This is a genomic window from Streptomyces sp. NPDC006923 (assembly GCF_040635655.1).
GTDB lineage: Bacteria > Actinomycetota > Actinomycetes > Streptomycetales > Streptomycetaceae > Streptomyces.
Genome location: NZ_JBEYIF010000002.1, coordinates 389,973 through 409,069, shown reverse-complemented (window position 1 = coordinate 409,069; position 19,097 = coordinate 389,973). Strand labels below are relative to the sequence as shown.

Genomic DNA, 19,097 nt, shown 5'->3' with positions numbered 1-19,097 from the left:
GTACACATGCCTCGCCCCACTGGCCGCGTGCTGACACTCCTGGAACTGCTGCAGTCGGGCGGCACCCGGACGGTGGCCGAACTCGCCGACCGGCTCGGCGTCGACGGGCGCACCGTGCGGCGGTATGTGGGTCATCTGATCGACCTCGACGTGCCCGTGGAGTCGGTGCGCGGCCGTTACGGCGGCTACCGGCTCGCCCCCGGGTACCGTTTGCCCCCGCTCATGCTCAGCGACGACGAGGCGCTGGCCGTGCTGCTCGGCTTGATCGCCGGCCGCCGGACAGGGTTGATGACGGCGGAGCGCACGGCGAGCGAGACGGTGTCGGCCAAGATCCGGCGGGTGCTGCCCAAGCACGTCGCCCGCCGGCTCGACACGCTCCTGGAATCTCTCGCCTTCACGGATCAGCCCGGTGAGTTCGCCACCCCGGACGCCGGGGTCCTGCTCACCGTCGCCGATGCGGTACGCCACCGCCGGCCGGTCTCGATCAGATACACCGACCGCGACGGCCGGCGCAGCGAACGCACACTGCACGCGTACGGGATCGTCGCCCATTCGGGCCGGTGGTACGTCACGGGCACGGACCCCGGGGTCGGCGAGGCCCGAACCTTCCGGCTCGATCGCATCGCAGACGCGAGGACCCTGCCCGGCTCATTCGAGGCGCCCGTGAGTCCCGATCCGGCGCAGCGCGTGCTGTCAGGGTTCGCCACGGCTGCGTACCGGCATGAGGTGACCTTGCGGATCCACGGGACCGTTGAGCAGATCCGCGCCCACCTTCCCGCCGGCGTCGCGAGCCTGGAGGAGCCGGCGCCCACGGCGGGCGAGGACCCGGCGACCGAGCGCTGGCGGCGCGTCGAACTACGGGCGGAGCGGCTCGACTGGCTGCCTCCGGTACTCGCCTCACTCGACCGGCCGTTTGTCATCGAGCGCCCCGATGAACTGCGCGACCTCGTCGTCGCGCTCGCCGATCGCCTCGCGTCCTACGCCCGCCAGGCTGACGACCCTGGGGCACCACTGTTATGACATGGGGCACCCCGAGGATCGCGCGATCTCTGCGGGTCGGAGCTTTGCTGACGCGGCGACCGGCTCGTTGGTTACTCGTTTTACTCGTTTTTACTCGTTCCGTCACAGCAGTGAGACGCCGCGCGTCATCGTTCGGACCCGGGAGAAAGCCATGGATGTCGACCCGTCGTGCCCAGGGGACACGGGGGCCCCGGAGGCCGCGGTGCCGGGGAACGCCGGGGCAGTGGGCGCCGCGGATGCCGTACGGCAGGCCCCGGCGCTGTCACGTGTCGCGCTCCTCGGCGCCGGACGCATGGGGACTCCGGTGTGCGGGCGCCTCGTCCGGGCCGGCCACCGCGTGGCCGCTTTCGACCCGCGGCCCGAGCGTGAACACGCCGTGCGCTCGGTGGGTGCGGAGTGGGGACGCTCCGCCGTCGCGGTCGCCACGACGGCGGACGTTCTGATCACGGTGCTCCCCGGCCCCGCCGAGGCCGAAGCGGCCCTGGGTGACGCCGTGTTCGCCGCCCTGGCCCCCGGTGCGGTGTGGATCGACATGACGAGCAATGCCCCCGCGGCCGCCGCGCCACTGCGGGAGCGGGCCCGGGCGCACGGCGTCGCTGTTCTCGAAGCACCTATCGGAGGCAGCCCCGGCGACGCCGCACAGGGGCGGCTCCGTCTTTTCGTGGGCGGCGTCGCCGACACCCTTGACCGGTGCAGGCCGCTGCTGGAGTCCGTGGCGGCCCCCGACCGGATCGCCCACATGGGCGGCCCCGGCACCGGCTACACGGCCAAACTGCTGGTCAATCTGCTCTGGTTCGGCCAGGCGGCGGCGACCGCCGAGGCCCTGCTGCTCGGATCCCGAGCGGGCATTGACCTCCGTGTTCTGTGCGACGCCCTGGCGGACAGCGCGATCGGCAGCGACCTCATACGGCGGGACCTGCCGTCGGTGTTCACCGGCGACTACCTCGCCTCCTACGGCCTCGACCGCATCCACGAACAGTTGACGGCGATCACCGCCGCCGCTCGCCACCTTGGCACGCCCCACGAGATGGCGGACACCGTCGAGCGCCTCCACCGGCGGGCCCTGGACCGCTTCGGCGCCGTGGACGGCGAACTCCTGGTCGTCGCGCTGCTGGAGGAGGCGGCCGGGACCAGGCTGCGTTCCGGACCGCCGCCGCACGAATGATCCCGGCCCGGCCGGGCCTCGCACATACCGCTTCCCACCACACCGGGCCTCCGCGCGTCGACTACGTGCTCACCCCGCGCGGACTCAGCCTGCTGGACATCGTCAGGGGCTGCCAGTGGTCCGCCTGCGCGGGGTGGAGCATGCTGCCCCACACCAGCGTCCCGCCGATCAGACCGGGCCTGTCCCGCGTGGCCAGGGCCGGGGCTTCGAGCATGTCGGCGGCCTCTTCCAGGTAGGTGACCAGGGTGTCGAGTTCTTCGCCGGGCTCTTCGTTGTAGCGGGACCATCGGCCCAGGTATCCGGTCGCGGCGTCCAGGTACAGCCCCGAGGTGCGATCGGCCACGCCGAAGGATGCAACCGGAATCCAGGCTTCCTTCCACACCGTGAATCGGTCGCGCTCGGGGTGGCGGGCGTGGACAGTGTCCTCATAAGCCTGGGCGGCCATCCGCTCCCGGTAGAAGTCGGCTACGGCGTCGAGGGGCATCAGGGCCTCATTGCCGGGCAGCCATCCCTGGCCATGGACCCCGTCGTCGCCTGCGGTCAGTAACCACAGGGCGCGCAGGGCGACGGGTATCCGGGTGCCGAGGCCGTGTTCCAGGGCGGTGATGGCGTCGGAACTCACGCCGACGCGGACCGCGGCGTGGGACTCGGGGGCGTGCTGTTCAAGCCAACGGATGATGCGTTGCCAGGCGTCGGCGATCTCTCGTTCGGTGACCGCGTCGGCAGCAGAGTCGGGGGACTGGTCCTGGTCTTCCTGGTCCTGGGCGTTCGCGGCGGGCTTGTCGGAGGGTGTTGGGTTCACATACCGGACCTCGATCCGGTTCGGCTCGCGAATGTAACCGATGGTCAGCGTGGGGCAGTCCTCGAAGAGGTCACCGTCGACCGTCACGGTGAGGATGCCGGACAGACCTGAGGGCCGGCCCATGTCCGGGCTGTCGGCCAGCCGGCCGACCAAGACCTTCAGGGCGTAGGGGACACCGGTCCCGAGCCGGCTGGCGGTGTCGCGTATGCGTGGGGGGATTTCGACGTTCACGGCGCGGTGCTCCTTGCTGGTCGGACGGAGGGCGGTGCCCTCACGCGCAGTGTTCACCGACCCCGGCTCCGAAGCCACTTCCAACGGCTCCGGAGCCGGGGGCACACCGACAACCGGAGAGTGCGGCTCAGTTCACCGCGCCGAGTCCCGGCATAAACGCCGACCGGTGCCGGTCGCCGCGCCCGGCGGCACCGCCTTCTCGATGCGGCGAGGTCCTCCGGGGAGAGGTTCAGCCCCATCGCGGGCAGCGCCTCGGCCAGCCGCTCGCGAGTGCGGGCACCGCTGGTTCACCGGCCCGGCTGCCCGTGCCGTCGCCGGACTCGTCGACCGGCTGCTGGCCGCGAGCGCGACGTCCGCCGACTCTGGTCGCACATGAGGTGGCGGTCCGGCGCGCCGACCGCAAGACCCTGCTGCCCCCACGTGTGGGCCGCCTGCTGTTGGACTGCGAGTCCACCCTGTCTGTCTCCGGCTGTATCCCGCTGTCACTGCCGGGCGTTGTCCGGGGTGGTCAGGCGGCTTGGGTGAGTTCGGCGCGGCCGAAGAGGAGGGCGTAGCCGGTGGGGAGGTGGGTGAGGATGCGGTCGAGGAGGTCGGGGCCGGCGAGGTGGGCGATGGTGGTGAGGACGGCTCCGGTGTCCCAGCGGGTGGTGGCGGGGGTCCCGCCGGTGCGGGCGGCGAGGTCTTTGACGAAGGCCCAGCCGGTGAGGGGGTGTTGGTCGGGGGTCTGGTGGGTGAGGAGGAGGGCGGCTTGTGCGGGGAGGCGGGTGGCGAGGGCGGTGCGGTCCTCGGGGGTGAGTTGTCGGCCGAGGGCTCCGAGGACGGCTTGGGTGACTTCCTCGGCGCGTTCCCGGGTGGGGTAGGCGCCTTCGTACCGGATCTTTTCCAGCATGTGGTGGTACGTCATGCCCGGTCGGGTGGAGGCCGGTTCACGCCGTGGAAGCATGGGAGTGTCGTTGCCTTTCTCGTCGGGGTGGCGCCGGGGGTGGTTCGGGCCGGGCGGGTGTGGTCCGCCGTGCTGGCGGTTTCGCTCGGTGCGGTGCTGAGGTCCCGGGGCACGGTGTGTGGTCGGTGGCTGATCAGCCTCTGCCCGCGTTCGCCGGGGGGAAACGTTCCGACGGTGCCCCCCCAGGCGGTCGGTGGGTGTTCGGTGTGTCGGGGGGTGGTGCGGAGGACGGGGTGTGAGGGGGTGTCCCGTCCTCCGCGGTGGGTGTGGTGCGGGGTGCGGGTGTGTCAGCGGTTGAGCTGCTTGTGTTCGGTCTGTCCGCCGATGGTGATCTTGCGGGGCTTGGCGCGTTCGGCGATGGGGATGCGCAGGGTGAGTACTCCCGCGTCGTAGTCGGCGGTGATGCGTTCGGTGTCGAGGGTGTCGGCCAGGACGAGCTGGCGGGAGAAGACGCCCAGGGGTCGTTCGGTGAGTTCGATCTGTACGTCGTCGGCCTTGGCGGTGGGGCGGCGTTCGGCCTTGACGGTGAGCATGTTCCGCTCGACGTCGATGTCGATCGCGTCCTTGGTGACGCCGGGCAGGTCGAGGGCGATGACGTAGTGCTCGCCTTCGCGGTAGGCGTCCATCGGCATGGCCGAGGGCCTGGACCAGGTGCCGCTGACTCCTGTGAGCTGCTGGGCGAGCCGGTCGAGTTCACGGAACGGGTCAGTGCGCATCAACATCGCGATACACCTCCACAGGTCTGGCAGGAACTGCCAATGCGTTCGGTCTGACACCGTTGTAACATGTCATCCGAACGATGACAAGTGAAGTGTCGTCCACAGGGCGACAACCGTGGAGGGTGCTCCTACCGGGCATCGGCCGCCGGCCGCCGACCGGACTCACCGCGGTCGGCATCCGCTGTCCGCGCATCGGTGGTTGCGCTGTGCGGCGCAGCCGGTGTGCGCATGGCGAAGGCGAGGAGTGCCAGCTTGTCGGCGCTGTCAGTGCCGGGGTCCGGGTGGTAGACGACGAGCATCTGGCCTGCCGTGCCACCGATGCCCAGCCTCTCCCGGTTCAGCTGCAGGCCGCCGACCTGAGGGTGCTCGATGCGCTTGGCCGCGCCTTCGCACGCGTCTACGTCGTGGCGGGCCCAGAGCTGTCTGAAGCGAGGGCTGGCCAGGGACAGCTCACCAACGAGTTCGATGACCCGGGGATCGTCGGTGTCGGTGCCGACCGACTCGCGGAAGCCGGCGACCAGACCCGCCCCGGCGTTCTCCCAGTCCGGGTAGAGGGCCTGCTCGGCGGGGTCGAGGAACAGGTCGCGCAGGCGGTTGGCTCCCGCCGCCAGGCGCGGTGACAGAGTCGTTGCCAAGGCGTTGGCGGCGAGGACGTCGAAGTAGCGGCCCTCGACGTAGGCGGGTAGCGGGAGCGTGGCGACGAGCTTCGCGATGCCCGGAGGGATGGTCTCTTCGCGGGACCGCCGCCGGCGCCGCCGGGGTTTGTCGGCGCCCAGGCGCAGCAGGTGCGCCGTTGCGTCGTCGTCGAGTCGCAGCGCGCGGGCGAGGGACTCAAGGACTTGCACGGAGGGGTTGCGGTCGCGGCCTTGTTCCAGGCGCAAGTAGTAATCGGCGCTGATGCCGGCGAGCATCGCGATTTCTTCCCGGCGCAGGCCCGGCACGCGCCGTATCCCCACAACCGGGATACCGACCTGCTCAGGGGTGACGAGATTACGCCGGGCGCGCACGTAATCGCCCAGCAGATTGGGTTCGTCGGTCATTTTTCTACTCTAATTTTCCGAAGGCGCACGTGCCTGTCCCTGTCACCCCCAGGATCGCGGGGGCCCTGGCTGCGCCGGAGCCCGCGGCGGCAGCGTGGTCGGTGGCCCGCCGAGCGGGCATGTCCGCGAAGGGAACGCGCATGGCCGGCACATCCGTCACCGAGACGAAGAGTGGCTTCGGCCGCGCAGGTCCGGAGAGCTGTGCGGTGGTCACGGCTCGTTCTCCGGGCCCTCCCGTAATCCCCGGCCGCGCACAGGTCGTCGTCCCCACGGCCGTCATCGGCACGGACGGCCCCGCCGGCACCGGCCGGCCGGAGACCGGCGAACCCGGCCGGTGGCTCGTCCTTCGCGTCCCCACCCGCCCAAGCACATCAAGGAGCGAACGCATGACGACCTATCTGCTGGTGCACGGTGCCTGGCACAACGGACAGTGCTGGGAACGGGTGGCGCCGTTGCTGGCGTCAGCCGGACATCGAGTGGTCGCGCCGTCGCTGACGGGCCACGGCGACAAGGCGCATCTGCTCACCCGAGAGGTGGGACTTGACACACACGTCGACGACATCGTCGGGCTGATCATCGAGGAAGACCTCACGGAGGTGGTACTCGTGGGACACAGCTACGCCGGGCTGGTCATCTCCGCCGCGGCCAACCAAGTCCCGGACCGGATCGCGGATTTGGTCTACCTCGACGCGATGGTCCCGGAGGACGGCGAGAGCGCGGCCGATGTCATGCCCGTAACGCAGGCCCTGATCGACCTCGCCGCGAAGTCCGACCCTGGCTGGCGGGTTCCGCCGCCGCCCGAGATGCCGCCGCCGTCAGGTCTGTTCGGCGTCACCGACCCGGCGGACACCGCTTGGCTGCGCACGTTGCTGTCGGACCAGTCGGTGCGGTGCCTCCAGCAACCCGTACGGCTGGACAACCCCGCCGTGAACACGATCCCGCGAACCCATATCCACTGCGTTGTCGGCGTGCCGGAAGGCTTTGCCCGGCGCCCCGTCCCCGCGGTACAGCCCAACGGTGCCCCGGCGCGCGTGTGGGAATTGGCGACCGGCCACGACTGCATGATCACCATGCCGGTCGAGCTCGCCGACCTCCTGCTCAAGCTCGGCTGACCCGCTGCCCGGCGCCCACCGCACCGGCGCTCACCCACACGCATCGCCCTCGGGGGAGGCGCCGGGCCGGTCCGGCACGGGCGCCCGCCGCGACACTCACTCGCCCGCTGACGCCTTGGCCGCCTTGATGTCGGCGGGCATGTTCGCGTTTCCGGTGTGGTGCAGGACGATGAGTCGCACGGAGACGATCTTCCAGCCTCCGTCGACGCGGCGCAGGCCGTGCGACCCTCGCCCGTAGTGCGTCCAGGTGTTCACATCCTGGCTCTCGCCGAGAGCCGAGTGGTGATGCAGCGCCTCAAGGTGGTATTCCACCGTGGCCTCGTCGCCGTCGACGGTGACCACCTGGGTGGTGAGCATGTGCTGCACGAACTCCATCGGGCCGAGCAGACCCTCCAGCGAGCGCAGTACTGTCTCGGCGCTGGTCACTCCTTCGGCGTCCGGATTCACACCGCCGAAGTCGATCGTCACTTCGTCGGCCCACAGCGACCGGGCTCCGGCGAAGTCCTTGTCGTCACAGCGCCGGAAGTGCTGGTGGACCACGTTCACCACGTCGATGTGATCCCGAGTCTCGGTTGTCACGATAACCTCCGTTTCGGTGTGTGTGTACGCAATGGCTCCTGGAAGAGCACACGAGCACCAGGCGGGCGTGGTTCACCCTCGCCGCCCCGTTCGCTGCCGCGTTGAACGGGTTCTGAGGCGGTCGGCGGCGTGGTGATCAGGGCTGCACGACGGTCTCCACGAGCCCGGTCGTCACGTCGTAGACAAGACCCGAGACGCGGATGCCGGGGAGGCGGGTCTCGGAGCGAAGGGCGCCGACGTCGTGGGCGACTGCGGCCCACGGGTCGCCCACGGACAGGCCGGGGAGGTCCTTCCCGTCGAGCTGGAAGTACGGGCCCAGCAGGTCCGGCCGGTCCTTGATCAGTGTGATGCCGCACTGCGTGTGATGCAGCACGATGACCTCCCACCCGGCTCCGATGTCGGAAGTGGCGGCCCGGGCCACCTCGCGGAGCGTGACGAGCTCCTCCAGGATGTGCGGGGTGACCCGGCCGCCGACGTTGCGGATCACTTGGATCTCGCCGTGCTCCGCGCCGAGGACGACGGCCGGGTCGACTCGTGAGTCCAGGCAGCCGATGACGATGGTCGCGAGGTCCGGCCTCATGCGCAGCCGGTCGTTGAACCGCGTCGCGGCGAACGTCCTGTTGCGGTCGACGAGTTTCTCAACGGTTCCCATGATGTGGTGCCAATCCTTCGCTGGGGGTCCGGCCTGACGCCGGAGACACGGGTGGGTGCCGTGTGTGCGCAGACCATCGGTTCAGGACACGGACACGGAGTGGATGTCGAGCGAGACGATGACCGGGGCCGCGAGCGTTGTGCCGTCGGGCTTGCGCCGCACGACCCACCGCCGGGTGGGGAAGCCGAACCCGTCGAACGTCTTGTAGCCCGCGGTGTAGTGAGCTGTCAGCGGGGTGCCGGCGACGACGTCGGCGCTGTAGTCGTGCCGACGCAGCAGGTGGTCGTCGGCGCCGAAGTAAAGGGTCTGCACGGAGTTGTGCGTGGCGATGTGGTCGGGGAACTCGACCTGAAGCCGGAGCCAGGTCTCGCCGTTCTCCTGCCATGGTTCGAGCTCGGTGGCCCGGACACCGTCCCAGGAGAGAAGGAACGGGACGGTCAGATAGGTCCAGAAGGCGTAGCCGGCGAAATACGCCGTCTGGAGCCCGTCCCAGAGCCGGTCCTGCGGATGACCCTCGAACGCGCGCCTGGGCTCGTCCCGTTCGGCGAGCACGGTGCCGTCGGCGTCGAGGATCTCGACGCGCTCCGGCGTGAACACACCGCGGTGTCCCGGCGCGCCGAAGGGCTCGATGACAGTGTGCTGGGACCGCGTGAGGAGCGTGGCGGTCGTGTTGGCAAGGAAGTCAGGACGGGGCCACGGGAGCGTCCCGCCGGCCGAGCCCGTGAAGCGGAGCCGCGTGAGTCGTTGCCAGCGGTCGAGTCCGCCGTGGGCCTGCTGGACGAGGCCGAGGAGATCGGGCATTGCCTTGCGCCTTTCGGTGGTGGCCGGCCGGGGCCGGTCGTGCTGCCGGGGTCGAGGGGGCGGTTTCCGTCACGGCGGCCCGGCATCCGGCTGCCCCCGGAACCCGTCGTCGGACGAGGCCGCCGCTCCCACGATCAGCCGGAGCGGCAGGCGGTGTGCCGGCTCAGTTGCCGGTGCCGTTGAGCAGGTCGGCGTGCGCGCGGGCGTACTCGCCGACGGTCATCGAGCGCCGGCCGGTGAGCCTCTCGATGTTGTCGTCTGCGCCCGACATACGACCGTTCTGGAAGTCGATCATGGCGCCGCCGATGTGGTTGAGGCCATACGGGTAAACGCCCATCTCCTCAAGAGACGCGACGTACTCCGCCACGGGCGGGTTCTGGTAGACGATCTCCCTGCCCAGGGCCTCGGAGAGTTCCGCCGCCATCTGTTCGTGGTCCATCTCGACGGGGCCGGAGAGGTTGATGGTCGTGCCGATGTGTTCCTCGGGCTTCAGGAGCAGCGCGGCGACGGCGCGCCCCTGGTCGGCCGCGGCGACGGGAGAACTGGTGCCCTTGCCGACGGGCATGCGCAGAAAGCCCTTCTGCAGGTAGGGCAGCATCCACGGGTATGTGAACCACTCCAGGAACATGGTCGGACGCAGGTGGATGACGTGCACGCCGGACCAGTTGAGAACCTGCTCGGCGAGGAAGGTGTCGCGGCACGAGTTGCTCGTGGACTCGCGGTTCGCGGACCTCTGGGAGAGGTGGAGAACGGCCTTGACGCCGGCCTCCTTCGCGGCCTGGGCGAAGTTCACGGCCGCCTCGACGAGTCCGGGCCGGATCGGATAGCAGAGGTAGGCCGCTTCCACGCCCTCCACAGCGGGGCGGACGGTGTTGATGTCGAGGAAGTCCCCGACGACGACCTCGGCTCCCTGGTCGGCGAGGGCCTGGGAACGTTCGTCGACGGTACGCACGAAGGCTCTTACGTTGAGGCCCAGCGCGAGGGACTCCCGGACCGCGGCGCGCCCGGTGTCACCGGTCGCGCCCGTGACGAGAACGGTCTTGGTGCCGGCCAAAGAGGACATGGGTTTCTTTCTCCACTGTGAGGGGTGCGGGTCTCGGCGTACGGCCCGGGTCAGCCCGAGAGACCGCGCAAGTCGAGCGAACCGAGGAGCGGTCCGCCGGTGCGGGGCCAGGGCGAGCAGCTCCGGCATCGGTCCTTTTTCCCGCCCGGCAGTCCCGCCCGGTGGGGCCCGGGCCGCAGCCGGCCGCGTGGGGCGGGACGGCCGGCAGCGGGGCGGGGGTCAGCGGGCGATCAGGTCAAACTCGTTGCCCTCGGGGTCGGCGAGCGTGGCGTAGTGGAACGGGTCGGTGACTTCGTTGACCTTCTTGGCGCCCAGGCGGGTCAGCCGGGCCACCTCGGCGTCGAAGTCACCGGTGACGAGATCGAAGTGCATGCGGTTCTTGACCGTCTTGTCCTCGGGGACCTGGCGGAAGCCGATGGGCAGGCTCGGAACGGCCGGGTCGGGCACGACGGTGGCGGCAGCCTCCGTGGCGCCGTCGGCGACTGTGCGGCCGAGGGTCTCGGCCCAGAAGGTCGCGACCGCTTTGGCGTCACGGGCGTCGAAAGTGATGGCGAACAGGGCGTTGGACATGGTGTTCTGCTTTCTCGATCGGAGAGCGACGTGTACGTCCCGGTGACGGGCCCCGGCAGCGGCCCCCGGGAGGGCGGCGCCGGACGGGTGACCCCGGCAGTCCCGGCGGCGGTGAGCGTGACGACGGCCCGGGTCCTGTAGCCGTCGGTCGCGGTCAGGCCGGCCGCCGCGACGAAACCGGCGACAGCGGACCAGATGCCGTGATCGCACGAGAACTGCGCGCGTTCACCGGCCCGGCTGCATGAGCCGGGGCAGTCATCTGGCTCTGTGGGGTCATGACAGCGACCGTAAATGAACTACTTCATTTTTACAAGCTCGGTTGTCAGTAGGGCCTGTACGGCAATTTTGGGAGCTTGCTAGAATCAGGGCATGAAGCGTCGCGACTTTGGCCAGTACTGCGGCCTCGCCCGTGCTCTGGAGCTGGTGGGTGAGCGGTGGGCCCTGCTGATCATTCGCGATCTCGCGGGACGGCCGCAGCGGTACACCGACCTGTTCGAGGGATTGCCGGGCATACCCACGAACATGCTCTCCACCCGGCTCAAGGAGTTGGAGCAGGCGGGCCTCGTGGAGCGCCGCATCGCGCCGGCGCCGCAACGCGGTGTCCTGTACGACCTGACACCGGCAGGGCACAGCCTCGAACCGGCCATCATCGCCCTCGGACGCTGGGGGGCCGGGCTGCTCGACGCGAAGCCCCGGCCCGGGGACGTCCTCCCACCGGCGTCGGTGACGATGACGCTGCGCGCCGTGTTCGACGCCGAGGCCGCGGCAGGGCTGACCGCGACGTGGGAGATCCACGCCGCCGACATGGTGCTGTACGCCGCCGTCACCGACGGGAGGCTCGAAGCCGGCGTCGGCCCGGCGCCGGTCGACCCCGATCTCGTCATCACCTTCGAGCCGGAGCCGGACGACCTGCCCTCCTATCGGTCGCTCATCCGGGCCATCAAGTGCGGGCTGGTGAAGGTCGAGGGGCGGCGCACCCTCCTCGACACATTCCTGCGCGTGTTCGCCCCACCACAGGACGCGCAGGTGGAGACCTCCCGTACCCCGCCGATGGGCGCGACGGCGGACGGCACCGTCTGACGGCGGCCCGTTGTCGAACGGTGGTTCACGACTCAGGGAATGCGCGGTCCGGCCGGCCGCCGAGGTCTGGGGGCAGACAGCCCTGCCGCGGCCGCACGCCTGACGGCGGAATCAGCGTTCCCCGAACTCCCGATGTCCGGACCCAGTGGCAAGCGAGAGCAGCGACCGCGAAACAATTCCGACGTCAAAAGCGCTGAATGTCATTGGCTGAATGCACTCGCTCGGGGTCGCTGAAGACGGGTGGCCACGGTGAAGCCGGCCGGTTTATCGCCCGCTCATCCTCAGTTCACAGCACGAGAACAACAGTTCACAGTACGAGAACCACGTAGGGAGACCGACGTGATCCATGACCGGATGAAGATGGTGAAGTACATCTTCTGGTCAGCGACCTTTGAACTGTCCTCCCCGAGCCGGGTCGGGAGGAGAGCGTCCCAGTGGGGCCTGGGCTGCGCCTCCGGGATCAACGGCATCAGGTCCATTCAGCAGGCAGGAGGAGCCCGGTCGGTGGGGGGAGCCGGAGGCCGGCCGGCGGCGCTCCCCGCGTGGTCCTGAAGTCGATCGTTCCTTCTTCGAACCGTGCACCGTCGACGTTGATCGTGACGCGATCGAACTGTGCCCCGGCGAAGTTGATCAGACCGTCGGTGAATGTCGCTGCGTTGAAGTGGAGTTGGCATTCGGAGAGCTTCGCCTCGGTGAAATCGACCGAGCCGCCTCTGAAATTGGCGTTGACGAAGAACAGTGGACAATGGGTGAACTTCGCACCGCTGAAGTCGACTTCTCCTCCGCTGAAGTCCGCCTCCACGAAGAGGGGTGAGCTGTTGGTGAATTCTGCGCCGGTAAAAAACAGGTTGCCGCCATTGAATTTCGCGTGGGTGAAGAAGACGCCCCCGCTGAACCTCGCACCCGCGAAGTTGAAGGTGCCGCCGCTGAACGCCGCGTGAGTGAAGTCGCCACCGTCGAAGACCGCGTTGGTGAAGTCGAAGTCATGGCCGTGCCAGGAGTCCGGGTGGCCGATGCCCGGGCGGAGGTGGTCGCGGATGAGGCGGATGACGGTGTGGCGCACCTCCCGGGCAGACAGGTACGCGTGATGGGCCGCGGAGTCGTTCTGAGGAAGGTCGGTCTCGGCGGTGTACGGGAGGCGGAGGTAGGCGCAGAGCACGTCGATACAGGTCTGGCGGAGCGCGCGCGTGGGCGCGTCATCGGCGAGGCCGGCCAGGGCGTGCACTCCGCCCAAGCGTATGGCGGCCGATTCCTCTCCGAGCTGGGAGACAGCGGTGGTGAAGCGTTCGGTGTGCAGGCGAGTCGCCTCACGCAGCGCGCCGTCCTCGTCGACTCGCTGACGCCGGTAGGCCACGACCAGGGCGACCAGTGCCCCGGCTCCGGCGACAACGCCGAAGGCCAGTTTCACCAGGTCGAACAGTGTCGATGATGTGAGCTGCCGCTCGGGCCTGAGGGACCGGGCACCCAGCAGATCCCACCCGGCGAAGAACACCATGCCGGCCACGGCTGTCGCTGTGATGAAGGTGAGAACCAGAACCGTGCCGACCGGCCAGAGACGTAAGCCGCCGCGCGGGCGGGAGTTGGGGGTCACACACCACAGGACTGTGCGCGCATACCTACGGTTGCGCGGTCAGCAATTCGGGCGCGTCGCCCGCCGCTCGCGATGGACTCGGGAGACGGGAGGTCACTGCCCATAGCATCGAACACACTGACGACGAGTACCGGAACGAATCCGGCAATGCCGCGCGTGTGCGTGCCGGACGCCGTGCGCCAGACGGGGCTTTTGGCGCACGCCCTAACATTGCTTCATGTCCCCTATGCCGTCACGGGTCGAACTGTGCCCGCTCACCCTCGCCGACCAGGATGAGTTCTGCTCGCTCGTGAGAGCCAGCACCGAGCTCCATGCGCCGTGGATGCAGCTACCCGCGACCGCGGAGGGGTTCCAGGACTGGATGCGCCGCTTTGGCGACGGTGCCAACCGGGGCTATGTGATCCGTGTGCGGGAGACCGGTGCGGCCGCCGGAATGGTCAACATCAACTCGATCATCCGGGGCCGTTACCAGGGCGCATCCCTCGGCTATGCGGCTTTCGCCCCGTCTGCGGGGCGGGGTTACATGACCGAAGGACTCACCGTCGCCCTGCGGCACGCCTTCAACGACTTGCGGCTCCACCGGCTGGAGGCGAATATTCAGCCGGCAAACAAGCCGTCTCTGGCCCTGGTCCAGCGCCTGGGCTTTCGTTACGAAGGTCTGTCGGCCGCCTATCTCTATATCGACGGGGCCTGGCGCGACCACGAACGGTGGTCCATCAACGCACCATCTCCCTGGACGCCCGATCTTTCCCTTCCCGAGGTCTGAGGGGTCCCTTCGGACCGGCGTACCGGATGGTCGTGACCCTCCAGTACCGCGACGCCCGTGTGCGAGGACGACTCCACGGCGTACGCCACCGGCACATACAAGGTCGCGTCCGATGGCCTCACTGACGCCGGCCAGGCGGATCTGGCGAACCGGCCGCGGGCCGGGTCACCGCGTGATGAGCGGCAGGTAGATCGTGTCGACGATCTCGATGATGGTCTCTTCGGCGACCGGATGTGACGTCATGAGCAGTTCGAGGCGAAACAGGTCGACCGGCAGACGGGCGATGCGGTCGGAAAGCTTGTCGGGGTTGATCTCACCGCGTTCCACGGCACGCTCGACGATCTTGCCCATGATGTCCTCCTGGCCCGCCGCGGCAGTTTCACGAAGGCTGGCGATGCTGGTCCCGGTCTCGCGAAAGAAGTCGCCGAGGTGAGCCATCAGGTGTGCGGCGAGACCCACTCGGCGCTGATTGGCCAGATGGAGAAGCTCGATCACATCACCGCGGAGGGATCCCGTGTCCGGCGTCGGGATCGGGTCCTGGCGCAGTGCGTGCTCGACCGCTGCCCGGGCCAGCTCCGCCTTCCCGGGCCATCGCCGGTACAGCACGGGCTTACTGGTCCCGGCCCGCTGTGCGACGGCGTCGACCGTCAAGGCCGCGTATCCGTGCTCCCTTATCTCCGCCCAGGCCGCATCCAGGACGGCGGCTTCGAGGGCTGCTCCGCGTCGACGGTGCTTCACCAACGCCTCCTCCATAAGAACCTCCGAGTTTCTTAAATTTTGCGCTCCGCCCCCACTCCGCTTAGGATACTCGTAGTTTCTTACTGGGGTCGGACGGCTGGGGAAGACAAGGCCGACCCTGTACCGACGTGTACGGCCATCGCGGTCGTCGTAGGAGCGCCGGCGGTGGTCTTCGACCCCACGATCGTCGGCGCGGACAAGGGAGAACCCCATGCGTATTCTCATCTCCGGAGCCGGCATGGCCGGCCTCAGCGCAGGTATCACCCTCGGCGCCAGTGGCCACGAGGTGACACTGGTGGAGCGCGCTCACCATCTGCGTACCAACGGGTCCCCGATTGATATCCGCGGCGACGCCCTCGACATCGCACAGCAGATGGGCATCCTCGACGCGATCAAGGCACGCCAGGTCACCATGACCGACAGGGCGCAGTTCGTCGACGCCGACGGCAACGTTGTCGCGGAGCTTCCCGGTGACGAGGTCAGCGACTCCGCGGACGACATCGAAATTCCCCGCGAGGACCTCGCCCGCATCCTCCACGACGCTCTGCCCCCTTCTGCCTCGCTCGTCTTCGGAGAGTCGATCAACGAACTCCACGACGATGGGGACGGCGTCGACGTTCGCTTCATCTCCGGCAAGCAGGACCGCTTCGACATCGTCGTCGGCGCCGACGGCATGCACTCCCTGACCCGTCGGCTCACCTTCGGCCCCGAAAAGGACTACCTCAAGCACCTCGGCTTCTATGTAGCCCTGACCGAGCTGCCCACGGAGCGCAGCACCGACCGCGCCAACTCTTTCCTCAACTGGCCCGGGCACATGATCGGCATCACCCGCTACAACGACACCGTCCTGGGCGTGATGAACTTCCGCTCCGAATGGATCGACTACGACTACCACGACCTCGACGAACAGAAGCAGATACTCATCGACGCCTTCGGCTCCCATGAGGAATGGCGCGTCCCCGAGATCCTTGAGGCCGTCCGTGACGATCCCGAGCTCTACTTCGACTCGGTCAGTCAGATCCACATGCCCACCTGGTCCAAGGGCCGCGTCGTCCTGGTCGGAGACGCCGCCCACTGTGCCTCCGGCCTCTCTGGCCGCGGCACCTCCCTCGCGATCACCGGCACCTGGTTCCTCGCCCAGGCACTGCACAACCACCCCGGCGACCTGGAGGCCGCCTGTCAGGAGTACGAGACGGCGCAGCGCCCCTACGCCACCCGCGCCCAGGACAGCGCCGGACCCGGCGGCGACCTCGTCGTCCCCGCCACTCAGCACGATCTTGACGCCCGCAACGAGCGGCTGCGCCGCATGGCGCGGCGGTAGCGCGGCCCCGGAGTGGTCATCGGGGCACGCCGACTAAAAGGTGAGCGAAGCCGTGCTCGACCGGTGCGCGTCCGACGGCGGGGACTCGGTTGGCTTCCTTCTGGCCTGGGGTGAGCTTGTGGGTGCGGGTGGCGGCGTAGCCGGTGACGATCACCGGGTCGTGGATGTCGTTGTCCAGGCCACGGAAGCCGAGGTCGGCCAGTGCCCCAAGGCCGGCGGCGCGCAGGTGGGCCAGGATGTGGTCGTGGCGGGCGGCGGTGTTGTCGTGGGTACGGCCGGGCCGGGCGGCGGATATCCAGATCACGCGCCCGTTCTCATCGGTCAGGGCGAGGAAGTGCAGGCCATGGCTGCGGTGCTTGCCGGAGCAGTTCCGCCGGTCGGCCTTGCCGGTGCGGCGCCGGGTCGCGGTGCGCTCCATCCGCCGGAGTAATGGTCGTCCGCGTGGGACGAGATGATCTTCTGGACGGTGGCGAGTTGCGTGTTATCGCACTCCAGCCATCCTCTGACCGACACGTAAACGCCCATCTTGTAAGTCCTTTCTGTCGTGGTCAGTTCTGCGGTGAGAGCCGTTGGCTGACGTCGGCCGCGTAGGTTACCCAGTCGCCGGCTGTGGCTCGCTGCCACTTGACGGCGACGGTGATGTCGATGCCGAGAGTTCGGGCGAGGACCGGGGCGGGCAGCGGGCCTGGCACACCGACGTCCGCACGACCAAGCGCTGGTACGTGAAGCCGGATGTGGAGGATCTGCGGCCGGCCGCGGATACGCGGGGAGAACTGGCGAGCGCCCCGGCCCCAGCTCACGAGGCGAAGGTGAGATGTGGGAGCGTGAGCGGGTGATTGAGACACCACCGAAGGCCCTGCAGTACCGCATTGACGGGCGAGAAGACGCCCCGGCCCTGATCCTGGGTCCCTCCCTGGGTACCACATGGCACATGTGGGACCGGCAGGTACCGGAACTGGCCCGCCAGTGGCGGGTGTTCCGCTTCGATCTGCCCGGCCACGGCGGTGCGCCCGCGCACCCCGCCACCAGCGTTCCCGAACTGGCCGAACGGCTGTTGGCCACACTCGACGGGCTCGGGGTCCAGCGCTTCGGTTACGTGGGCTGCTCCATCGGCGGCGCCATCGGCTGCGAGCTGGCGCTGCGCCGCCCGGACCGGATCGCCTCGCTCGCGGTGGTCGCCGCGTCGCCCCGGTTCGGCTCGGCCGACGAATTCCGTCAGCGCGGCGTGATCGTCCGGGCCAACGGGCTGGATCCGGTGGCGCGCACCGCGCCCGAGCGCTGGTTCACGCCGGCCTTCGCGGCCGCTCAGCCCGCCATCGTCGAATGGGCCGTACAGATGGTCCGTACAACGGATCCCGGCTGTTACATCGCCGGCTGCGAGGCGCTCGCCGCCTTCGACATCCGGGCGGAGCTGGGCCGTATCGCGGTGCCGACGCTTGTCCTGGTCGGCGCCGAGGACCAGGTCACCGGACCGGCGGAGGCGCGCACCCTGGTGGCGGGGATACCGGACGCGCGGCTCGCGCTGGTCCCGGGCGCCTCGCATCTGGCGCCCGTCGAACAGCCCGGCGCCGTCACGGACCTGCTCGTCCACCATTTCTCCACCGCCTGGTACAACCCGTCCGACACCTCGACCGGCCTGACCGTCCTGCCCGACCGGGCGACGGCACCCGCGCTGTCCGCGACGGTCGGTCCCGTCGCCGAGATCGCGCCCGCCGAGCAGCCGGAGGCCGTGACCGCCGGACGTCCCGACCCGTACGAGGCCGGGATGCGGGTCCGCCGACAGGTCCTCGGGGACGCCCATGTCGACCGCGCCATGGCCGCCGCTGACGACTTCACCGGCGACTTCCAGGATCTGATCACCCGCTACGCCTGGGGCGAGGTGTGGACCAGGCCGGGACTGGACCGCCGCACCCGCAGCGCCGTGACGCTGACCGCGCTGGTCGCGGGCGGGCATCTGGAGGAGCTGGCCTTCCACACCCGGGCCGCGCTGCGCAACGGCCTCACACCGGACGAGATCAAGGAAGTGCTGATCCAGACGGCCGTCTACTGCGGTGTCCCGGCGGCGAACACGGCGTTCCGGGTGGCCGGGGCGGTGATCCAGGAGGAGACGACACCCGAGGCGTAGCGAGTGATGATGGAGAGAGGGGCCCGGCGAGCGCGGGTGGGCAGTGCGCGGACCGGAAGCGCGTGTGACGGCACGAGAAGGGCGGTTCATGGTGAAGCTGACCAAGAAGACCCATGCCTGTATCCGGCTGGAGAAGGACGGGCGGACCCTCGTCATCGATCCCGGCGCCTACAGCGAGGAGGACGCCGCGGTGGGCGCGGACGCCATCCTTGTGACCCACGAGCACGCCGACCATTTCGACGAGGGCCGGCTGCGGGCCGGTCTGGAGGGCAATCCGGGCGCCGAGCTGTGGACGCTGCGCAGCGTGGCCGAGCAGGTCTCCGCCGCCTTTCCCGGCCGCGTCCACACGGTGGGGCACGGTGACACCTTCAGCGCGGCCGGATTCGATGTCCAGGTACACGGGGAACTGCATGCCGTGATCCACCCGGACATCCCCCGGCTCACCAACGTCGGCTATCTCGTGGACGGCTCGGTCTTCCACCCGGGCGACGCGCTGACCCTGCCGGGCGAGCCGGTCGACACGCTGATGCTGCCGGTGCACGCGCCCTGGAACAAGATCTCCGAGGTGATCGACTACGTGCGCGAGGTCAAGCCGCGTCGCGCCTACGACATCCATGACGCGATGCTCACCGAGCTGGCCCGGCCGGTCTACGACACCCAGATCGGCTCCCTGGGCGGAGCGGACCACGGCAGGCTCGCCTCCGGGGAATCCATCGACGTGTGACGCGGGGCCGTCCGGACCGGCCGTGCGGTCCGGACACCGTCGGTCCCTGACTGTC

21 protein-coding genes are annotated in these 19,097 nt (G+C 69.2%); 8 read left to right on the top strand and 13 right to left on the bottom strand.

From position 1 onward, the window contains the following. Nucleotides 1-6 precede the first annotated feature (6 nt). Nucleotides 7-1,020 carry a YafY family protein gene (locus ABZ707_RS05065; protein WP_360167912.1) on the top strand — a complete coding sequence of 338 codons (1,014 nt, stop codon included), beginning with the start codon at nt 7-9 and terminating at the stop codon, nt 1,018-1,020. 151 nt (nt 1,021-1,171) lie between these two features. Further along, nucleotides 1,172-2,185 carry an NAD(P)-dependent oxidoreductase gene (locus ABZ707_RS05060; protein WP_360167909.1) on the top strand — a complete coding sequence of 338 codons (1,014 nt, stop codon included), beginning with the start codon at nt 1,172-1,174 and terminating at the stop codon, nt 2,183-2,185. 61 nt (nt 2,186-2,246) lie between these two features. Here the strand turns inward: ABZ707_RS05060 and ABZ707_RS05055 are convergent, their stop codons facing one another. The 4 genes from ABZ707_RS05055 to ABZ707_RS05040 form a co-directional block, all read right to left on the bottom strand. Further along, a complete protein-coding gene (locus ABZ707_RS05055) occupies nt 2,247-3,218 on the bottom strand; it encodes an SMI1/KNR4 family protein (protein WP_360167907.1) in 972 nt (323 codons plus the stop codon). Between the two features lie 508 nt (nt 3,219-3,726). Then, nucleotides 3,727-4,122, bottom strand: coding sequence for a DUF2267 domain-containing protein (locus ABZ707_RS05050; RefSeq protein WP_360167904.1), 396 nt, complete (start codon nt 4,120-4,122; stop codon nt 3,727-3,729). A gap of 326 nt (nt 4,123-4,448) precedes the next feature. Beyond that, entirely contained in the window at nt 4,449-4,883 is a 435-nt protein-coding gene (locus tag ABZ707_RS05045) for an Hsp20/alpha crystallin family protein (protein ID WP_360167901.1), read from the bottom strand. A 125-nt stretch (nt 4,884-5,008) separates the two neighbouring features. Further along, a complete protein-coding gene (locus tag ABZ707_RS05040; protein ID WP_360167898.1) occupies nt 5,009-5,920 on the bottom strand; it encodes a helix-turn-helix transcriptional regulator in 912 nt (303 codons plus the stop codon). Nucleotides 5,921-6,306: 386 nt separating this feature from the next. Here ABZ707_RS05040 and ABZ707_RS05035 point away from each other — a divergent pair, with 386 nt between their 5' ends. Then, entirely contained in the window at nt 6,307-7,032 is a 726-nt protein-coding gene (locus tag ABZ707_RS05035; RefSeq protein WP_360167895.1) for an alpha/beta fold hydrolase, read from the top strand. 96 nt (nt 7,033-7,128) lie between these two features. On the opposite strand, the gene ABZ707_RS05030 is transcribed toward ABZ707_RS05035, so the two are convergent. The 5 genes from ABZ707_RS05030 to ABZ707_RS05010 all read right to left on the bottom strand — a co-directional run bounded on the left by ABZ707_RS05030 (nt 7,129) and on the right by ABZ707_RS05010 (nt 10,697). Further along, nucleotides 7,129-7,611, bottom strand: coding sequence for a nuclear transport factor 2 family protein (locus tag ABZ707_RS05030; protein WP_360167892.1), 483 nt, complete (start codon nt 7,609-7,611; stop codon nt 7,129-7,131). A gap of 136 nt (nt 7,612-7,747) precedes the next feature. Then, nucleotides 7,748-8,263: a carbonic anhydrase gene (locus tag ABZ707_RS05025; protein ID WP_360167889.1), complete on the bottom strand. Its 516-nt coding sequence runs from the start codon at nt 8,261-8,263 to the stop codon at nt 7,748-7,750. 81 nt (nt 8,264-8,344) lie between these two features. Next, nucleotides 8,345-9,064, bottom strand: coding sequence for a hypothetical protein (locus ABZ707_RS05020; RefSeq protein ID WP_360167886.1), 720 nt, complete (start codon nt 9,062-9,064; stop codon nt 8,345-8,347). A gap of 163 nt (nt 9,065-9,227) precedes the next feature. After that, nucleotides 9,228-10,127 (bottom strand): NmrA family NAD(P)-binding protein, encoded by a 900-nt coding sequence (locus ABZ707_RS05015; protein ID WP_360167883.1) that lies wholly within the window; start codon nt 10,125-10,127, stop codon nt 9,228-9,230. A gap of 219 nt (nt 10,128-10,346) precedes the next feature. Further along, nucleotides 10,347-10,697 (bottom strand): VOC family protein, encoded by a 351-nt coding sequence (locus ABZ707_RS05010; protein WP_360167880.1) that lies wholly within the window; start codon nt 10,695-10,697, stop codon nt 10,347-10,349. Between the two features lie 369 nt (nt 10,698-11,066). On the opposite strand from ABZ707_RS05010, the gene ABZ707_RS05005 reads away from it, so the two are divergent. After that, nucleotides 11,067-11,777 carry a helix-turn-helix domain-containing protein gene (locus tag ABZ707_RS05005; protein WP_360167877.1) on the top strand — a complete coding sequence of 237 codons (711 nt, stop codon included), beginning with the start codon at nt 11,067-11,069 and terminating at the stop codon, nt 11,775-11,777. A 469-nt stretch (nt 11,778-12,246) separates the two neighbouring features. On the opposite strand, the gene ABZ707_RS05000 is transcribed toward ABZ707_RS05005, so the two are convergent. Continuing rightward, nucleotides 12,247-13,368 carry a pentapeptide repeat-containing protein gene (locus ABZ707_RS05000; protein WP_360167874.1) on the bottom strand — a complete coding sequence of 374 codons (1,122 nt, stop codon included), beginning with the start codon at nt 13,366-13,368 and terminating at the stop codon, nt 12,247-12,249. A 217-nt stretch (nt 13,369-13,585) separates the two neighbouring features. Between ABZ707_RS05000 and ABZ707_RS04995 the strand changes: the two genes are divergently transcribed. Then, the gene (locus ABZ707_RS04995; RefSeq protein ID WP_360167871.1) at nt 13,586-14,134 is read left to right on the top strand and encodes a GNAT family N-acetyltransferase; all 549 of its coding nucleotides are present in this window, start codon (nt 13,586-13,588) and stop codon (nt 14,132-14,134) included. A 165-nt stretch (nt 14,135-14,299) separates the two neighbouring features. Here ABZ707_RS04995 and ABZ707_RS04990 read toward each other — a convergent pair whose 3' ends face one another. Next, nucleotides 14,300-14,887 (bottom strand): TetR/AcrR family transcriptional regulator, encoded by a 588-nt coding sequence (locus tag ABZ707_RS04990; RefSeq protein ID WP_360168444.1) that lies wholly within the window; start codon nt 14,885-14,887, stop codon nt 14,300-14,302. Between the two features lie 196 nt (nt 14,888-15,083). Between ABZ707_RS04990 and ABZ707_RS04985 the strand changes: the two genes are divergently transcribed. Beyond that, nucleotides 15,084-16,193 (top strand): FAD-dependent monooxygenase, encoded by a 1,110-nt coding sequence (locus ABZ707_RS04985; protein ID WP_360167868.1) that lies wholly within the window; start codon nt 15,084-15,086, stop codon nt 16,191-16,193. A gap of 16 nt (nt 16,194-16,209) precedes the next feature. Here the strand turns inward: ABZ707_RS04985 and ABZ707_RS04980 are convergent, their stop codons facing one another. After that, the gene (locus tag ABZ707_RS04980) at nt 16,210-16,611 is read right to left on the bottom strand and encodes a transposase family protein (protein ID WP_360167865.1); all 402 of its coding nucleotides are present in this window, start codon (nt 16,609-16,611) and stop codon (nt 16,210-16,212) included. Between the two features lie 130 nt (nt 16,612-16,741). Next, entirely contained in the window at nt 16,742-16,885 is a 144-nt protein-coding gene (locus tag ABZ707_RS04975; RefSeq protein WP_360167862.1) for a hypothetical protein, read from the bottom strand. Nucleotides 16,886-17,025: 140 nt separating this feature from the next. On the opposite strand from ABZ707_RS04975, the gene pcaC reads away from it, so the two are divergent. Together pcaC and ABZ707_RS04965 are read left to right on the top strand one after the other, a co-directional pair. After that, entirely contained in the window at nt 17,026-18,318 is a 1,293-nt protein-coding gene (gene pcaC / locus ABZ707_RS04970; protein WP_360167859.1) for a 4-carboxymuconolactone decarboxylase, read from the top strand. Between the two features lie 91 nt (nt 18,319-18,409). After that, nucleotides 18,410-19,042 carry an MBL fold metallo-hydrolase gene (locus tag ABZ707_RS04965; RefSeq protein WP_360168441.1) on the top strand — a complete coding sequence of 211 codons (633 nt, stop codon included), beginning with the start codon at nt 18,410-18,412 and terminating at the stop codon, nt 19,040-19,042. The last annotated feature ends 55 nt before the right edge of the window (nt 19,043-19,097 follow it).